Origin of the sequence: Klebsiella sp. 2-CIP_Kleb., from assembly GCF_050378715.1 — a bacterium.
GTDB lineage: Bacteria > Pseudomonadota > Gammaproteobacteria > Enterobacterales > Enterobacteriaceae > Klebsiella > Klebsiella quasipneumoniae.
Map to the genome: position 1 here is coordinate 21,403 of NZ_JBNRLG010000006.1, position 17,232 is coordinate 38,634.

The 17,232-nt window shown below is 56.7% G+C and carries 17 protein-coding genes; 7 read left to right on the top strand and 10 right to left on the bottom strand.

The annotated features are described in order from the left end of the window. Window positions 1–28 precede the first annotated feature (28 nt). The 6 genes from ACQUTP_RS18670 to ACQUTP_RS18695 all read right to left on the bottom strand — a co-directional run bounded on the left by ACQUTP_RS18670 (window position 29) and on the right by ACQUTP_RS18695 (window position 3,904). On the bottom strand, window positions 29–484 hold the full coding sequence (locus tag ACQUTP_RS18670) for an acyltransferase (RefSeq protein ID WP_428902429.1): 456 nt from the start codon (window positions 482–484) through the stop codon (window positions 29–31). Window positions 485–492: 8 nt separating this feature from the next. Beyond that, a complete protein-coding gene (locus ACQUTP_RS18675; protein WP_049004387.1) occupies window positions 493–1,002 on the bottom strand; it encodes a GNAT family N-acetyltransferase in 510 nt (169 codons plus the stop codon). 108 nt (window positions 1,003–1,110) lie between these two features. Next, window positions 1,111–1,491 carry a RidA family protein gene (locus tag ACQUTP_RS18680; RefSeq protein ID WP_101994269.1) on the bottom strand — a complete coding sequence of 127 codons (381 nt, stop codon included), beginning with the start codon at window positions 1,489–1,491 and terminating at the stop codon, window positions 1,111–1,113. Window positions 1,492–1,510: 19 nt separating this feature from the next. After that, complete coding sequence (locus ACQUTP_RS18685; RefSeq protein ID WP_004206276.1) at window positions 1,511–1,831, bottom strand: AzlD domain-containing protein; 321 nt, start codon at window positions 1,829–1,831, stop codon at window positions 1,511–1,513. Then, a complete protein-coding gene (locus ACQUTP_RS18690; protein ID WP_004206277.1) occupies window positions 1,824–2,564 on the bottom strand; it encodes an AzlC family ABC transporter permease in 741 nt (246 codons plus the stop codon). The genes ACQUTP_RS18685 and ACQUTP_RS18690 overlap by 8 nt, the downstream gene beginning before the upstream one ends. A gap of 62 nt (window positions 2,565–2,626) precedes the next feature. Further along, complete coding sequence (locus tag ACQUTP_RS18695; RefSeq protein WP_004206279.1) at window positions 2,627–3,904, bottom strand: serine dehydratase subunit alpha family protein; 1,278 nt, start codon at window positions 3,902–3,904, stop codon at window positions 2,627–2,629. A 370-nt stretch (window positions 3,905–4,274) separates the two neighbouring features. Here ACQUTP_RS18695 and psiE point away from each other — a divergent pair, with 370 nt between their 5' ends. Next, window positions 4,275–4,685 carry a phosphate-starvation-inducible protein PsiE gene (gene psiE / locus ACQUTP_RS18700; protein WP_004206282.1) on the top strand — a complete coding sequence of 137 codons (411 nt, stop codon included), beginning with the start codon at window positions 4,275–4,277 and terminating at the stop codon, window positions 4,683–4,685. 191 nt (window positions 4,686–4,876) lie between these two features. Here the strand turns inward: psiE and malG are convergent, their stop codons facing one another. The 3 genes from malG to malE all read right to left on the bottom strand — a co-directional run bounded on the left by malG (window position 4,877) and on the right by malE (window position 8,776). Further along, entirely contained in the window at window positions 4,877–5,767 is an 891-nt protein-coding gene (malG, locus tag ACQUTP_RS18705; RefSeq protein ID WP_002884725.1) for a maltose ABC transporter permease MalG, read from the bottom strand. A gap of 156 nt (window positions 5,768–5,923) precedes the next feature. Beyond that, window positions 5,924–7,468: a maltose ABC transporter permease MalF gene (gene malF, locus ACQUTP_RS18710; RefSeq protein ID WP_017900124.1), complete on the bottom strand. Its 1,545-nt coding sequence runs from the start codon at window positions 7,466–7,468 to the stop codon at window positions 5,924–5,926. A gap of 117 nt (window positions 7,469–7,585) precedes the next feature. After that, the gene (gene malE, locus ACQUTP_RS18715) at window positions 7,586–8,776 is read right to left on the bottom strand and encodes a maltose/maltodextrin ABC transporter substrate-binding protein MalE (protein ID WP_004206285.1); all 1,191 of its coding nucleotides are present in this window, start codon (window positions 8,774–8,776) and stop codon (window positions 7,586–7,588) included. 370 nt (window positions 8,777–9,146) lie between these two features. On the opposite strand from malE, the gene malK reads away from it, so the two are divergent. The 5 genes from malK to ubiA all read left to right on the top strand — a co-directional run bounded on the left by malK (window position 9,147) and on the right by ubiA (window position 14,239). After that, complete coding sequence (gene malK, locus ACQUTP_RS18720) at window positions 9,147–10,256, top strand: maltose/maltodextrin ABC transporter ATP-binding protein MalK (RefSeq protein WP_002884743.1); 1,110 nt, start codon at window positions 9,147–9,149, stop codon at window positions 10,254–10,256. 85 nt (window positions 10,257–10,341) lie between these two features. Then, the gene (locus ACQUTP_RS18725; RefSeq protein WP_002884747.1) at window positions 10,342–11,631 is read left to right on the top strand and encodes a maltoporin; all 1,290 of its coding nucleotides are present in this window, start codon (window positions 10,342–10,344) and stop codon (window positions 11,629–11,631) included. Window positions 11,632–11,745: 114 nt separating this feature from the next. Next, complete coding sequence (gene malM / locus ACQUTP_RS18730) at window positions 11,746–12,675, top strand: maltose operon protein MalM (protein WP_004206287.1); 930 nt, start codon at window positions 11,746–11,748, stop codon at window positions 12,673–12,675. A gap of 187 nt (window positions 12,676–12,862) precedes the next feature. Continuing rightward, window positions 12,863–13,360 (top strand): chorismate lyase, encoded by a 498-nt coding sequence (ubiC, locus tag ACQUTP_RS18735; RefSeq protein WP_017900123.1) that lies wholly within the window; start codon window positions 12,863–12,865, stop codon window positions 13,358–13,360. A 12-nt stretch (window positions 13,361–13,372) separates the two neighbouring features. After that, window positions 13,373–14,239: a 4-hydroxybenzoate octaprenyltransferase gene (gene ubiA, locus ACQUTP_RS18740; protein ID WP_002884808.1), complete on the top strand. Its 867-nt coding sequence runs from the start codon at window positions 13,373–13,375 to the stop codon at window positions 14,237–14,239. A 58-nt stretch (window positions 14,240–14,297) separates the two neighbouring features. Here ubiA and plsB read toward each other — a convergent pair whose 3' ends face one another. Further along, window positions 14,298–16,721 carry a glycerol-3-phosphate 1-O-acyltransferase PlsB gene (gene plsB, locus ACQUTP_RS18745; RefSeq protein ID WP_004206289.1) on the bottom strand — a complete coding sequence of 808 codons (2,424 nt, stop codon included), beginning with the start codon at window positions 16,719–16,721 and terminating at the stop codon, window positions 14,298–14,300. A gap of 129 nt (window positions 16,722–16,850) precedes the next feature. Here plsB and ACQUTP_RS18750 point away from each other — a divergent pair, with 129 nt between their 5' ends. Then, on the top strand, window positions 16,851–17,219 hold the full coding sequence (locus ACQUTP_RS18750) for a diacylglycerol kinase (RefSeq protein ID WP_004206290.1): 369 nt from the start codon (window positions 16,851–16,853) through the stop codon (window positions 17,217–17,219). Window positions 17,220–17,232: the final 13 nt, after the last annotated feature.

Consider the following 17,232-nt stretch of genomic DNA (forward strand, 5'->3'; position numbering starts at 1 on the left):
AATGCCGACCTTATGGTCGGCATTTTTTTTACAGCCGTCGCAGCAGGCGGGCTGGATTCCCCGCCCACACGCCTCTCTCGGTGATGGACTTCGTCACCATGCTGCCCGCGCCAATCACCACGCCGTCGCAGATACTGACGGCCAGAATCGTGGCGCCGCTACCGATCGACACGTCATCGCCAATCTCAATCCGCCCCCAGCTGGCGCGGTCGGCGTTTGGTTTGCCGTCGCGAAACAGATCGTTGGCGAACATCACCCCGTGACCGATAAAACAGCGCCGGCCAATGGTGACGTATTCGCAGATAAAGGTATGGGACTGGATTTTACTCTCCGCGCCGATGCGGGTATTCCCCTGGATCTCAACGAACGGCCCTACGAAGACGTTATCACCCAGCATGCAGTCGTACAGGTTGGCGGGCTGGTAAATAACGACATTTTCACCACAAACGACGTTACGTACGCCGGTGTCACGAAGCTCAGGCATAGTTCCTCTCATAGCGGTTTGGCCAGAATATGTAAGGTGCTTTGCTGGCTGGCGGAATGAAAAGTTGTGTCTCTGATGTGCTGCATCCCCTGGCGTTCGTAAAAACGGCGCGCGGCGGGATTCGCGGCGAGTACTTCCAGCCACAGCCAGCGTTCACCAGCCGTTTTTGCTCGCGTCTCGACAGCGTGAAAAATCTGCTCGCCGTAGCGGTGGCCAGTCTCCCCCGGCATCAGGTAGAGCTTATGCAGCAGCGTACCAGTCGTGCCGTCGTCAGCCATTCGCTGTTGATAGCTATATTTAGCGAAACCAACGGGGGAAGCGGCTTCGGCGATGAGCCAATGATGGTTGGCATCGGTCAGACTCCGATGTAGCGCATCTTCGGCATATTCTTGCTTAAGAAATAACGCCAGTTCATCGGCATTGCGCCAGAGATGGGCGAAGTGGTGCTGGTAACTGGCATAACCCATCGCGCTCAGTTGTGGCGCGTCGTCGGGTAATGCCTTTCGGATAGTCAACATGCTGCGTTCCTCGGGTCGTTCAGTGGCCATAGTGCCTGTAATATGAACAACGTGAAACGACAAAAATCGGTGGGGAAGGGGCTGGAGGTTCTTCCTCCAGCCGGGGGGTTAACGGGCGAAAGCGATCGCTTCGATTTCGACGCCAGCGTCTTTCGGTAATCTGGCCACTTCCACGCAGGAGCGCGCCGGAAAGGCCGCCTGATGTTCGGTAAAGAAGGCCTCGTAGGCGGCATTGATGGCGGCAAAATCCGCCAGGTCTTTCACAAACACCGTGGTTTTGACGATCTGACCAACGCTGAGGCCGGCGGCTTCGACGATGGCTTTCACGTTCTCCAGCGACTGGCGCGCCTGTTCGGCAATGTCGTCGGGCATGGTGCCGTCCTGCGGATTAATGGGCAGCTGGCCGGAGGTGATGGTCATCGCGCCGAGATTGACGCCCTGAACGTACGGACCAATCGCGGCGGGTGCGTCAGCGGTACTAATAATCATGGGGTTACCCTTCAAACAGTTACAGAAAATAATTCAACAGCACCAGTGAGCCGACGCCGCTGACCACCACCCACACCAGACCCAAACGGAAGCTGGCGAGCGTACAGATAATAGCGGCGATCACCTTCGGATTTTTTAAGTCGAACTCCATGCTGGAATTCACGCTCAGGATCTGAATGGTGATGATGGCCGGCAGGACGGTGACCGGCACGAAGCGCAATGTTTTGGTCACCCGCTCAGACATCTGGATCTTGCCGGCCAGGCCGATAAACGAGAAACGAATAAGAAAAGTGACCGCGGCCATGCCCAGCGTCAGGGCGATAAAGTAGCTATTACTCATTTTCCAGCGCCTCCACTAACGGCATATCGGATTCGGTTGTTGCCCTCTGCTTGCGCTCTTCCGCCAGGTCGACGCACAGGCCGGCGAGGACGCCGAGCACGGAGGCGACGACGATACCCAGCGAGTAGGGCAGGACCACTAACAGCACGCCGGAAACGGCGGCCACTACCGCGGCGACGGTGCAGGCCTGGCTTTTAATTTGTGGCACCACGATGGCGATAAAGGCGGCGACCATGGCGAAATCGAGACCGTATTTTTCAATGTGGGGAAACGAGGCGCCGACCAGCGCGCCAAGAAAATCGGCCAGCACCCAAATCGCCCAGAAGGTGATCATCGCCGAGCCATAAAACAGATATTTTTCCTTTTTATTTCCTTCCATCTCTTTGACGGTGGTGGCATACACCTCGTCGGTGAGCGCATAGGACATAAAGCATTTTTTAAAGAATGAGGCTTCGCGCACGGTACCGGAAATAGAGGCGCTATACAGCACGTGGCGAAGATTAATAATTAATGTGGTGAAAATAATCACGCCGAGCGTGGCGCCGGTTTTTAACATATTCAGTGCCAGCATTTGCGCCGAGCCGGCAATCACAATCGCCGACCACGCGGTACTTTGCCAGACGCTCATTCCGGCGCTGACGCTTAACGCGCCAACAATGAACGAGAAAGGAAAGTCCCCGATGCACAGGGGCATAATGGCGCTGGCGCCGCGTAATATGACTTTTTTATTCATCGTAAAATACCTGTTGGTGCAGGCAATAAATCATTATTGCGTAGGGTACACAAGGGCTGGTCTTATTTGCTGACCATAATGCGAATGATCTCTTTATCAGTTTGCGCCATAGGCTTAATCACGAGGCGGCACAGGTTATTAATCGATTGTTCGACGTCGGCGCAGACAATGCCGTCGTTGGCGCTGGCGCAGCGGTTTTGCATCGCCATCAATACAGATTTAAAGGCGCTGGAAACCACTGAGGACACCTTCATCGCGCAGCTGTTGGAGGCGCCATCACAAATCATGCCGGTAACATCGCTAATCATATTGATGATGGCGGTGTTGATGGTTTCGATATTGCGGGTAAACAGCCATGCCATACCGGCGGCGGCGCCCATGGCGGCGGTGGAGGCCGCGCACAGTGCGGACAGGCGGGTATAGCGCGAATGGATGGAAATGGCCGTCAGATGCGAGAGCGCCAGCGCGCGAGCGAGCGTCTCTTCATCGGCATTCAGATGCTCGGCGACGGTTACCACCGGCATGGTCGCCGCGATCCCCTGGTTGCCAGAGCCGAAGTTCGACATAGCCACCACCGGGGCGCCGCCCATACGCGCATCGGAAGCCGCGACGGTGTTGATAATGACCTCACTCATTAAGTCATTGCTTAACAAACCATTTTTAACGGCTTCAGAGAATGTTCCGTTAATATTCAACCCATACTTTTTCGATTTTCCTTCTGCAGCCAGTGCGCTATTGAGGCGGGCGGCTTCCAGAATAAACGTAATATTCTCAACCGGGGTGGAGATAATAAAGTCATACGCTTCCTGGAGAGAGAAAGTTGGCAGTTCGGCCTGTGCTGTGGCGCTATTTTCCCCGGCGTGTAATGGCTGCTGTTCGCCATTAATATATAACTCGACCACATTGGTATGCGTGCCTTTTACCACGACGCGACAGGTCTGGTCACCGGCGCTGAGGGTGAGATCGAGATGAATAAAGTCAGGCGTGTCCTGGACGTCAATATTAACGTGGCCGGCGTCCACCAGCGCTTGTGCCTGTTCCACATGCTGTGAAGTAATGCCTGCCAGGGTCTGTAATCCCTTATCGGCATCGCCGCCAAAGGCGCCGATGGCGGCGGCCAGCGCGACGCCATTCACTGTCGTGCCGGGAATCGTGACGCCCGTGGCGTTTTTATACAGGTTGGCAGAAATAAAACCGCTAATTTTTTCGCAGGGTATCGCTAAATGTTTCGCGGCGTAAGCGGTGGTAAATGAAATAGCAACGGGTTCAGTGCAACCTAATGCTGGTGCGACTTCTCGCTGTAGCCAGCGAATAAAAAGAGAGGATGTTTGGTCAGACATTATTATGATTCCTGGACGTAAGATGATGAGGAAATATGCTAAGGGAATCGGCAGAAAAAAACTTTCTCAAATAACCCTTTATTTATTAAGGTCTGGAGAAAAATTTTATTTTTAGCCATATCTAAACATGCAGGCTTGTATGTAAATTAAGCTATTGATTAACAATGATTGTATAAGCAAATTTTTATGCAAATCATGGGAATCAGTTATGTCGATCACACGCCGTTAAGGAGAGCATTTTTCTCTTTTGCCGAAATCCTGCCCTGAGGGCGAAAAAAATTAAAGCCCACGCGGTGAGGGGTAACTGTAGATCTGGATCACACTTTTGCGCTATACCGGACGCAACACGGACTGATTATGAGGTGTGAATATGTCGTCGGTTTATCGCCCACTGGTGAATTTTATCGCCACTGCGATGCAAACGGTTTTGAATCTTGGGCTGCTATGCCTGGGGATTATCCTGATCGTCTTCCTCGGTAAAGAGACGCTGCATCTGGCCGATGTCCTCTTTACCCCGGAGCCGACCAGTAAGTACCGGCTGGTGGAAGGTTTGGTGGTCTACTTTCTCTACTTCGAGTTTATCGCGCTGATCGTCAAGTATTTTCAGTCGGGGTTCCATTTCCCGCTGCGCTATTTTGTCTATATCGGCATCACCGCGATTGTGCGTCTGATCATCATCGACCATGAGTCGCCGATGGCGGTACTTATTTATTCCGCCGCGATCCTGATTCTGGTGATTACGCTCTGGCTGTGTAACTCTAATCGCCTGAAACGCGAATAAAAAAAAGCGGCCTCCAGGGCCGCTGACCAACAGTCACAAATAGAATTTATGTAGGGTCCAGTTGAGGATAGCAGTGGCATTGGCCTTACTTTTTCAGCTGAGGGCGACGGCGACAATACCCGGTTGGGGTCGTGTATTGCGGCTAGACCGTCGGCCCTCCTCTGAAATTTGGGGCCGGTGTTACAAAAAACTTAACCTTTCACCCCGCCCGCCGTCAGGCCGTTCACCAGCCAGCGCTGCGCCAGCAGGAACACGACCGTAATCGGGATGGCGGAGAGTACCGCCGCGGCGGCAAAGTCGCCCCACAGATAGTTCTGCGGGTTGAGATACTGTTGCATACCTACCGCCAGGGTATAGCTGTTCACATCGCGCAGCAGCAGCGAGGCGACCGGCACTTCGGTGATAGCCGCGATGAACGACAGAATAAAGACCACCGCCAGAATCGGCACCGACAGCGGCAGCAGTACGAGGCGGAACGCCTGCCATGGGGTCGCGCCATCCAGCGCCGCCGCTTCTTCCAGCGAGCCATCGATGGTTTCGAAGTAGCCTTTGATGGTCCAGACGTGCAGGGCGATACCGCCCATGTAGGCAAAGATCACGCCGCCGTGGGTGTTGAGGCCGACGAACGGGATGTACTGGCCCAGGCGGTCAAACAACGCGTACAGCGCCACCAGCGACAGCACCGCCGGGAACATCTGGAAAATCAACATCCCTTTCAGCAGGGTCGCTTTCCCCGGGAAGCGCATACGGGCAAAAGCGTAGGCGCAGGTGGTGGAGAGGGCGACGATACCGATCGCGGTAATCCCGGCGACCTTAATCGAGTTCCACAGCCACAGCAGGACCGGGAACGGCGGCGGCGTGACGCGGCCATCCGCGTGTTCGACGCTGAAGCCTAACGCCAGACGCCAGTGCTCCCAGGAGATGGTATCCGGGATCAGGCTGCCGGTGGCGAAGTTACCCTCGCGCAGCGAGATGGCGATAACCATCAGCAGCGGAAACATAATCGCGGCGATAAAAATCAGTAGCAGGAGATGCGTGGTAAATAAACGTAGCTTCTGCGATTTGGGTTGGACCATAGCCATTGTAATTTTACTCCCCTTGAATTCGCACCAGGCTATTTTGCTTGCCATTTTGAACTCGGGCAGTGCTCAGAATCCTCACGTACTACGTGTACGCTCCGGTTCTTCCGCGCTGGCCGAGTCCAAACTGCCCGCGCCAATAACGCCTGGTTATTCCAATTAATCAAACTTCATGCGTGTGGCTTTCAGGTTCACAATCGCTAACGCGCCAACCAGCAGGAAGATAAGCGTGGCGATAGCCGCCGCCAGGCCGAAGTCCTGACCGCCGCCGCCTTCAAAGGCAATACGGTAGGTGTAGCTCACCAGCAGGTCGGTATAACCGGCCGGGGTGGTGGTGCCGAGACGGTCCGGACCGCCGTTGGTCAACAGTTGAATCAGGACGAAGTTGTTAAAGTTAAAGGCGAAGCTGGCGATCATCAGCGGCGTCAGCGGCTTAATCAGCAGCGGGAAGGTAATTTTAAAGAAGTTCTGGAACGGGCCGGCGCCATCCATTGCCGACGCTTCGTACAGATCGTCCGGAATCGCCTTCAGCAGCCCCATGCACAGGATCATCATGTACGGGTAGCCCAGCCAGGTGTTGACGATGATGATCATGGTGCGCGCGGTGGTCGGGTCGCTAAACCACGCCGGCTTAATGCCGAACAGCGTGCTGAGCATCATGTTGATTTCACCGAAGCTCTGGTTGAACAGACCTTTGAAAATCAGAATCGAAATAAATGACGGTACGGCATACGGCAGAATCAGCAGGACGCGGTAAATCGCTTTGCCTTTCAGTGCTTCCCACTGCACCAGGCAGGCAAGGATCATCCCCACCGCGACGGTCAGCACCACGGTCAGCACCGAGAACACCACCGTCCAGACGAAGATCGCGAAGAACGGTTTCTGGATGCCTTCATCGTGGAAGACGCGGGTAAAGTTGTCCCAGCCGATAGTCACGGTGTAGCCCGGGCTCAGCTTTTCTGTGCCCCAGCTACCGTCGGCGTTGATGGCCTGGTAGAAACCAACGTCGTTGTTCGGGCGGTATTTGACGTGGGTTTGATTGTTGGTCAGCACGCCGTTTTCGCCAAGCGTATACAGCGGTTGGGTGCCGGAGAACTGGCGCAGCGAGCTCATGATCACTTTGCTGTCGTCAGGCAGCACGGCGGTCAGCTGGTTCAGCGCGGTGCGGTTCTGGGTAATGACGCGCAGGTTGGCGCGCTCGCCTTCCGGCAGGGCGTCGGTTTCTTTTAACGCCAGCTTCTGCTCGCCGCCGAATTTAAAGGCGTCGGAAAGGTAGTTTTTACCGCTCTCACCGTCGGTCAGGGCCAGCTTCCACTCGTCGCCTGCCGGGATCAGCGTGAAGTTATAGGCTTTGCCGGCCTGGAAGGAGCGATCCATCAGCACCTGCTGCGCGCGCTCAAAGGTCAGCTGGTTGGTGCTGCTGTAGTTGGTGAACGCGATAGCGATAGTACAGATCAGCGGAAACAGGACAAACAGGCCCATGCCGGCGAGGCCGGGATAGACATAGCGCCAGGCATAAGCCTTGCGGTTAGCGAAAATATACAGGCCAACTGAGCTTAAAATCAGCGTCATGATGGCGAACAGGTACTCCCCCTGGGCGTACATCAAAACAACAAGGTAACCCACCAGCAGGCACAGTAAGCCAATCACAGACCATGTGAGTTGCGGACTTTGCCACCAGTGTTTCTTTTTAACGGCATCCATGGGGATCATCCTCTACAGCGGTGAAAGCTTATTTGTCAGGTGGCGCTTCGCTTACCTGACCTACGGTCCGAGCCGTAGTGGTAGGGCGGGTAAGCGCAAGCGCCACCCGCCGTTTTCTTACTTGGTGATACGGCTCTGGGCATCCTTCAGCGCAGCATCGACAGTCTGACGACCGCTGGCGGCGTTGATAACCGCGGTACGAACGGCATACCAGAAGGCAGACATCTGTGGGATGTTAGGCATGATTTCGCCTTTCTGGGCGTTCGCCATGGTGGCGGCGATGCGCGGATCTTTTTCCAGTTTTTCCTGGAAGGATTTCAGCGCCACGGCACCCAGCGGTTTGTCGTTGTTAACCGATTCCAGACCCTGATCGGTCATCAGGTAGTTTTCGAGGAACTCTTTCGCCAGCTCTTTATTCGGGCTGGCGGCGTTGATCCCCGCGCTCAGCACGCCAACGAACGGTTTCGATGGTTTGCCTTTAAAGGTCGGCAGCAGGGTCACGCCGTAGTTAACCTTGCTCTTATCGATGTTAGACCACGCCCACGGACCGTTGATGGTCATCGCGGTTTCACCTTTGTTGAAGGCCGCTTCCGCGATGGAGTAATCGGTATCGGCATTCATGTGCTTGTTCTTGATCAGGTCAACCAGGAAGGTCAGGCCAGCTTTCGCGCCTGCGCTGTCCACGCCGACGTCTTTCACATCGTACTTGCCGTTTTCAAACTTGAACGCGTATCCGCCGTCGGCAGCGATCAGCGGCCAGGTGAAGTACGGTTCCTGCAGGTTGAACATCAGCGCGCTCTTACCTTTCGCTTTCAGTTCTTTATCCAGCGCCGGGATCTCTTCCCAGGTCTTCGGCGGGTTCGGCACCAGGTCTTTGTTGTAAATCAGGGACAGCGCTTCCACCGCGATCGGGTAGGCGATCAGTTTGCCGTTATAGCGAACGGCATCCCAGGTGAACGGATAGAGTTTGTCCTGGAACGCTTTGTCCGGGGTGATTTCCGCCAGCAGGCCGGACTGCGCGTAGCCGCCGAAACGGTCATGCGCCCAGAAGATGATGTCCGGGCCGTCGCCGGTCGCCGCAACCTGCGGGAATTTCTCTTCCAGCTTGTCCGGGTGTTCTACGGAAACTTTAATGCCGGTGTCTTTTTCAAACTTTTTACCCACTTCAGCGAGGCCGTTGTAGCCTTTGTCGCCGTTAATCCAGATAACCAGCTTACCTTCTTCAATTTTCGCGAGGGCAGAGGCGGAAAACATCATCGTGGTCAGTGCCGACAGCGCGAGGATGCGAGCGCCAGTTTTGATTTTCATATACCCGTCCTTTTTGGTGTTGTACTCGTGGATACACTTCGGTGGCTTAACGATGATGAGTTTCCTTTTTTAACAACCCCTTTCCATCCTCCCCAGGTCTACGCCCCACCCGCTGGTTGTGTGATCTCCATTGCAAAAACGGCCGTATTGCGTCCTGGAGCACAGAAAAAAGCGCCCAATTTTGTCGCCTCCATCACGAAATCACGCGCCGCCCGCCATCCCCCGCGGCGAGAGCCAATCTCTCATCCTCCCATCTCCTCCCCCATAAAAAAGCCGGGGGGTGGAGGATTTGCCCGGCTAATGAATGCCGCATAGTCGACCCATCTTGAATGTGACTGTTAGTGACAGGTTGTAACGAAGGGAGAAGGGCATGGCGAGCGTACAGCTGCGAAATGTAACGAAAGCCTGGGGTGACGTGGTGGTATCGAAAGATATCAATCTCGATATCCACGAAGGGGAATTCGTCGTGTTTGTCGGGCCATCGGGCTGCGGCAAATCTACCCTGCTGCGTATGATTGCCGGGTTAGAAACTATTACCAGCGGGGACCTGTTTATCGGGGACACCCGCATGAACGAGATCCCACCGGCAGAACGCGGCGTTGGGATGGTATTCCAGTCTTATGCGCTCTATCCCCACCTTTCCGTTGCGGAAAATATGTCGTTTGGCCTGAAGCTGGCCGGCGCGAAAAAAGATCTGATTAACCAGCGGGTGACCCAGGTTGCGGAAGTGCTGCAGCTGGCCCATCTGCTGGAGCGTAAACCGAAAGCCCTCTCCGGCGGTCAGCGCCAGCGCGTGGCGATTGGTCGTACCCTGGTGGCTGAGCCGAGCGTCTTCCTGCTGGATGAGCCGCTTTCCAACCTCGATGCCGCCCTGCGCGTCCAGATGCGTATCGAAATCTCCCGTCTGCATAAGCGACTGGGCCGCACCATGATCTATGTCACCCACGATCAGGTGGAAGCGATGACCCTCGCGGACAAGATCGTGGTCCTCGACGCTGGCCGGGTGGCGCAGGTCGGGAAACCGCTGGAACTCTATCACTATCCGGCTGACCGCTTCGTCGCCGGCTTTATCGGTTCACCGAAGATGAACTTCCTGCCGGTTAAAGTCACCGCGACGGCTATCGATCAGGTGCAGGTTGAACTGCCGAACCGTCAGCAAATCTGGCTGCCGGTGGACAGCGCCAACGTTCAGGCGGGCGCCAACATGTCCTTAGGTATCCGCCCGGAGCATTTACTGCCCAGCGATATCGCCGATGTGACCCTCGAAGGTGAGGTTCAGGTCGTCGAGCAGTTAGGTCACGAAACGCAAATTCATATCCAGATCCCCGCCATCCGTCAGAACCTGGTTTACCGCCAGAACGACGTGGTGTTGGTAGAAGAGGGAGCCACATTCGCCATCGGTTTGCCGCCAGAACGTTGCCATTTATTCCGTGAGGATGGCACCGCTTGTCGTCGGCTGCATAAAGAGCCGGGCGTGTAAGGCTTCCCATTAAAAAAAGGCGCGAACCCGGCTGGCGGTACACCGGCGAAGCGTGCAAAGAAAAGCAATGATCTCAGGAGATAGAATGATGATTACTCTGCGCAAACTTCCACTGGCGGTCGCCGTCGCGGCAGGCGTTATGTCTGCTCAGGCGCTGGCTGTCGATTTCCATGGCTACGCGCGTTCCGGCATTGGCTGGACCGGCAGCGGCGGCGAGCAACAGTGCTTCAAAGCGACCGGCGCTCAAAGTAAATACCGTCTTGGTAACGAATGTGAAACCTATGCGGAACTGAAGCTGGGCCAGGAGCTGTGGAAGGAAGGGGATAAGAGTTTTTATTTCGATACTAACGTTGCCTATTCCGTGAATCAGGAAGATGACTGGGAAAGCACCTCTCCGGCGTTCCGTGAAGCCAACATCCAGGGTAAAAACCTGATCGACTGGCTGCCGGGCTCCACGCTGTGGGCGGGTAAACGCTTCTATCAGCGTCATGACGTTCACATGATCGACTTCTACTACTGGGATATCTCCGGCCCGGGTGCAGGTCTGGAAAACGTTGACCTTGGCTTCGGTAAGCTCTCTCTGGCCGCTACCCGTAACTCAGAAAGCGGCGGCTCTTATACTTTCTCCAGCGATGACACCAAAAAATATGCTGCGAAAACTGCCAACGACGTCTTTGACATCCGTCTGGCGGGCCTGGAAACCAACCCGGGCGGCGTGCTGGAGTTAGGCGTCGATTACGGCCGTGCTAACCCGCAGGATGACTACCGTCTGGAAGACGGCGCGTCGAAAGACGGCTGGATGTGGACCGGTGAACATACTCAGTCCATCTGGGGCGGCTTCAACAAGTTTGTCGTTCAGTACGCCACTGACGCAATGACCTCCTGGAACAGCGGCCACTCTCAAGGGACCAGCATCGATAACAACGGCAGCATGATCCGCGTTCTGGATCACGGCGCGATGGACTTCAACGATGACTGGGGCCTGATGTACGTTGCGATGTACCAGGACGTGGATCTGGACAGCAAAAACGGCTCCACCTGGTACACCGTGGGTGTTCGTCCGATGTACAAATGGACGCCGATCATGAGCACCCAGCTGGAAATCGGTTACGACAACGTGAAATCCCAGCGTACCAGCGAAAACAACAACCAGTACAAAATTACTCTGGCTCAGCAATGGCAGGCAGGGAACAGCGTCTGGTCTCGTCCGGCTATCCGTATCTTCGCAACCTACGCGAAGTGGGATGAAAACTGGGGCTACAGCAACACCTCCGGTCTGCAGACAAAAGACAGCAGCGGAAGCGGCGCTTTCACCTCCAGCCGCGGTGACGACAGCGAAGTTACCTTCGGTGCCCAGATGGAAGTGTGGTGGTAATACCGTCCGCAGGACGGGTGTAACCTGGGAGGGGCATCGGCCCCTCCTGACTATTCAGGGTTAGCGCGCTATTGCCTGGCTACCGCTAAACCGATGCTATCCAAGGTGAGAAGAATGAAAATGAAGAAAACTCTCGTCGCTCTGTGTTTATCCGCAGGGATGTTGGCATGCGTGCCGGGGATGAGCCTTGCCGATGTTAACTTTGTACCGCAGAACACCAGCGCCGCGCCGTCTATTCCAGCCAGTGCGCTGCAGCAGCTGATCTGGACGCCTGCCGATCAATCGAAGACGCAGAGCGTAGATTTAACCACCGGCGGTCAACGCCTGGATGTACCGGGGATCGTCGGACCGGTCGCCGCCTGGAGCGTGCCGGCCAATATCGGTGAGCTGACCCTGACCCTCGACAGCGAGCTGAACAAACATAAGCAGATTTTTGCGCCGAACGTGCTGATTCTCGACCAGAACATGACGCCAGCGGCGTTCTTCCCCAGCAACTACTTCACCTATCAGCAGCCGGGCGTGATGACTGCCGATCGCCTGGGCGGCGTGATGCGCCTGACCCCGGCGCTGGGCCAGCAGAAGCTCTATGTGCTGGTATTTACCACTGAAAAAGATCTCCAGCAGACCACCACCCTGCTGGATCCGGCGAAAGCCTATGCCAAAGGCGCAGGCAATGCGGCGCCGGACATTCCGGATCCCATCGCCAAACATACCACCGATGGCGTGCTGAAGCTGAAAGTGAAAACCAACAGCACCTCCAGCGTGCTGGTGGGGCCGCTGTTCGGCTCCTCCGGCCCGGGCCCGGTCACCGTCGGTAACACCGCGGCGCCGGTAGCCGCGCCAGCCGCCGCAGCCGCTACGGCGCCGGCCGCTAAAAGCGAACCGATGCTCAGCGATACCGAAACCTACTTCAATAACGGTATTAAGCAGGCGGTGAAACAAGGTGACATCGACAAAGCCCTGAAATTGATGAACGAAGCTGAGCGCCTCGGCTCGAAATCCGCTCGTTCCACCTTTATCAGCAGTGTAAAAGGCAAGGGGTAATCGTCTCCCCACAATGCTGATGTTTAGGCACAGCCTTTAGGTGCATCCTCCGGGATGCACCTTTTTTTGCACGCGCGGCGGTCTGTTGCATGGCTGTTGCGTGAATGATCGTATATTGACGTTTGCCCGCCACCAACCGCCTATTCTGCGATACAATGCTTGCACGTTATGTACCGGAGAATCAGGCATGTCCCATCCTGCGCTTACGCGACTGCGTGCGCTGCGCTATTTTGCCGTTATGCCGCCCCTGGCGCCGCCTCTGAGTGACTGGCTGCTGCTGGAGGACTCAATGACCCAGCGTTTTGAGCAACAAGGAAAGCAGGTCACCGTCACCCTGGTTAACGAAGGGTATATCGGGCGTGAGGCGCTGGCTGACGAAGCGGCGCTGTTGCCCGACGAGCCGCGCTATTGGCTGCGGGAGATTATACTCAATGCCGACGGTGAGCCCTGGCTGGCCGGGCGCACGGTGGTGCCGGAGTCGACGTTGTGTGGGCCGGAGCTGGCGCTACAGCAGCTCGGGCAGACCCCGCTGGGGCGATACCTGTTCACGTCGTCGACGTTAACCCGCGATTTTATTGAAATTGGTCGCGATGCAGCGCTGTGGGGACGTCGTTCCCGCCTGCGGCTAAGCGGCAAACCCCTGCTGCTGACCGAGCTGTTTTTGCCTGCGTCGCCGTTGTACTAAGAGGAAGAAAAAATGGAGTGGAGTCTGTCGCAGAATAAGCTGTTGGCGTTTCATCGCCTGATGCGCACTGACAAACCGATCGGCGCCTTGCTGCTGCTGTGGCCGACGCTGTGGGCGCTATGGGTGGCCTCGCCGGGCGTCCCGCCGCTGTGGATCCTGGCGGTCTTTGTCGCCGGCGTCTGGCTGATGCGCGCCGCCGGCTGCGTGGTGAATGACTATGCCGATCGAAAATTTGATGGTCACGTAAAGCGTACCGCCCGCCGTCCGCTGCCGAGCGGCGACGTCACCGAGAAAGAGGCGCGAACGCTGTTTATCGTTCTGGTGCTGCTCTCCTTCCTGCTGGTGCTTACCCTCAACACCATGACGATTTTGCTGTCGGTGGCGGCGCTGGCGCTGGCGTGGGTCTATCCGTTTATGAAGCGCTACACCCATCTGCCGCAGGTGGTGCTGGGGGCGGCCTTTGGCTGGTCGATCCCGATGGCCTTCTCGGCCGTCAGTGAATCGCTGCCGCTGAGCTGCTGGCTGATGTTCCTCGCCAACATTCTGTGGGCGGTGGCCTACGATACCCAGTATGCGATGGTGGATCGCGATGACGACGTCAAGATCGGCATTAAATCGACGGCGATCCTGTTCGGCGAAAACGATCGTCTGATTATCGGTATCCTGCAGGTGGCCGTGCTGGCGCTGATGGGCGCGGTGGGCTGGCTGAATGGGCTGGGCTGGGAATACTACTGGTCGCTGTTCGTGGCGGCGGGTCTGTTTGGCTGGCAGCAGAAGCTTATCTTCAATCGCGACCGCGATAACTGCTTTAAAGCGTTTATGAACAACAACTACGTCGGGCTGGTGCTGTTCCTCGGCCTGGCGATGAGCTACCTGTAAAACCCCTGTCCCCATCCCCCCGGTTTACCGGGGGGCGGTGAGGACGGCAAACGCCGCGTTACGCGTCGTCCTGCGTGACGCTTTCGATCGTCAGACGTACATCCGATGTAATCAAATCCGCCAGCATCCGGTAGACCTTCAGGGTCTCTTCCGGCTCGGCATCGCCCGTATCGCTGATATAGCCTTCATCGCGCAGGGTCAACACCAGGGTACTGAACACTGCTTTGTCGAAGAACTCCGGCGCGTTGATGCCATGCAGCACCGACAGGCGCTGCGCCACGGTACGGCTCTCTTTCTCCAGCGAGCTGCGGTTGATCGACGGGTTAGCGCTCAGCAGCCAGAAGGTGATGGCGTAACGCTGCAGCGTCTCGCGAGCGCCTGCGGCCAACAGCTGCAGGGAGCGAGAGTGCGACGGGTTAAGGCTCATCACATCGCCATCGATGACGATCAGCTCCTGACGCAGCATCTCGGCAATCAGCGCATCCATTACTCCGGCCAGCTCCGCTTTCTCCCAGCGCAGGAACAGCTCGGCTTTGAGGAACGGGTAGAGCGTTTCCACATGGCGCAGCACTTCGGCGCGGCTGAGATGACGATGCTGAGTCACCAGGGCGGCTAACAGCGACGGCATCACCAGCATATGGGCGATGTTGTTGCGATAGTAGGTCATCAGCACCGCCTGCTCGCGCGGCAGAATGATGATGTCGCCAATGGTGTCCTTCTCCACTTCGAACTTGTTCATCTGCAGCGCATGGTCGATAAGCTCGCTGGCCGAAGCGGATGGGGCGGTCGCATCCGGAGAATAGGGCACATTGCGCAGCAGCGCGAGGTAGCACTCTAACTGCTGGGTGAGCTGCTCACGGGTCAGCGAACGCTGGCGGGAGGCCAGCAGCGCCGTACAGCACAGGTTCATGGCGTTGGCCGCGCCGGCGTTGTTGATGCGTACCATCAGGTCAGCGGCGATGTTATTCACCGTCGGCGTCAGCCAGGAGGGGCGGACCGCTTCGATTGGGTCAATTGCTTCCCGCCACTCTGGCACATGGTGGTTCAGGTAGGTCATCAGCGGCAGCGGTTCGCCGAAGTTAACGTAGCCCTGGCCAAGGTTGCGCAGCTTGCTTAAGCCGCGCAGCATCTGCGGCAGACTCTCTTTCTCTTTGGTGGCGCCGCGCAGCTCTTTGGCATAGGTCCCCACCTCCATCACGTGCTCGTAGCCGATATAGATCGGCACCAGAGTGATCGGCCGGGTGCCGCCGCGCAGCATCGCCTGGATGGTCATCGACAGCGTACCGGTCTTCGGATCGAGCAGACGGCCGGTACGGGAGCGGCCGCCTTCGACGAAATACTCCACGGAATAGCCGCGGCTGAACAGTTCACCAAGGTACTCGCGGAACACCGTGGAGTAGAGCTTGTTGCCCTTAAAGGTGCGGCGAATAAAGAACGCGCCGAGGCGGCGGAAGATTGGCCCGGCCGGCCAGAAGTTAAGGTTGATACCCGCCGCGATGTGCGGTGGCACCAGCCCCTGGTGATACAGGACGTAAGAGAGCAGCAGATAGTCCATGTGGCTGCGGTGGCAGGGGACATAGACAATCTCATGGCCGTCGTGCGCCAGCTGGCGTACGCGCTCGGCGTTATGCACGTTGATGCCCTGATACAGGCGGTTCCAGGTGAAGCCGAGAATGCGGTCGGTCAGGCGGATCATCTCGTAAGAGAAGTTCGCGGCAATCTCTTCCATCAGTGCAATCGCGTTCTGCTGGGCCTTCTCGTGGGAAATTTTCTTGCTGCGTGCTTCGTCTTCCACCGCACGGGCAATGGCCTTCGACGCCAGCAGCTTGTTAAACAGATCCTGGCGGGCCGGCAGACGCGGGCCGACGGCGGCCAGGCGCTGGCGGGCAAAATGCATCCGCGCGACGCGAGCCAGTTTCTGGGCGATGATCTTATCAGTACCGTGCTCATCGGCCATGCGACGCAGCGATACGGAAGGCGAGAAGCGCACGAAGCTGTCGCGGCCGAGCCAGGAGACGGCGAAAAATTTCTGAATGCCGTTAAGCATCCGCAGCGGCGGATTGACTTCCCCTTTCTCACGACCCGGCGAGCGGCCGAACATCACCGACACCGGCACCATTTGCACATCGAGATCCGGATGGTTGCGGTGCAGATCGAGGTAGTCGTGGAACAGCTTGATGGACTCTTCTTTTGGCGTGTAATAGGTGAATACGCGCGGCCCGCCGTGGATGAATACGTAGCGCGGCAGCAGGGCGCCGTCGATTTCCAGCGGTTCTAGCGGGTCAGGTAAATCATGCGCCAGGCATTGGGCGCGCAGCGTCAGCAGGTCCGCCTTGGAGTTATAGGGCAGGACGTACATGACCGGACGCGAGGTATCGAGTCCTAATTCCTGAGCAGGCTCTGCCGGAATAGACTTGCTTTTTACCAGCACCCGTAATGGTAAATTCAGTAATTTATAGTAAATTCGTTGCCAGCCGGACATAAACGATGTGAAGCCTCTGGTTAATCATGCAAATGCGCGGCAAGAATAACAGAAAGCGGGCAAAATTTCCGTTACCGCGCGGCAAACGCGTACACTCATCGACGTCATTTACATAAAAAAGGTTTTGTGATGGCCAATAATACCACCGGGTTAACCCGAATCATTAAGGCGGCAGGTTACTCCTGGAAAGGATTTCGCGCGGCGTGGATCAACGAGGCCGCGTTTCGTCAGGAAGGCGTCGCCGCCATTGTGGCCGTCGCAATAGCCTGCTGGCTGGACGTCGACGCCATCACCCGCGTATTGCTGATTGGCTCGGTCCTGCTAGTGATGATAGTCGAAATTCTCAACAGCGCGATTGAGGCGGTCGTGGACCGTATTGGCTCGGATTATCATGAGCTTTCAGGGCGCGCCAAAGACATGGGGTCGGCGGCTGTCCTGCTGGCGATTATCATCGCGCTGATCACCTGGGGAACGCTGCTGTGGAGCCATTATCACTAACGTTCTTCGCTAA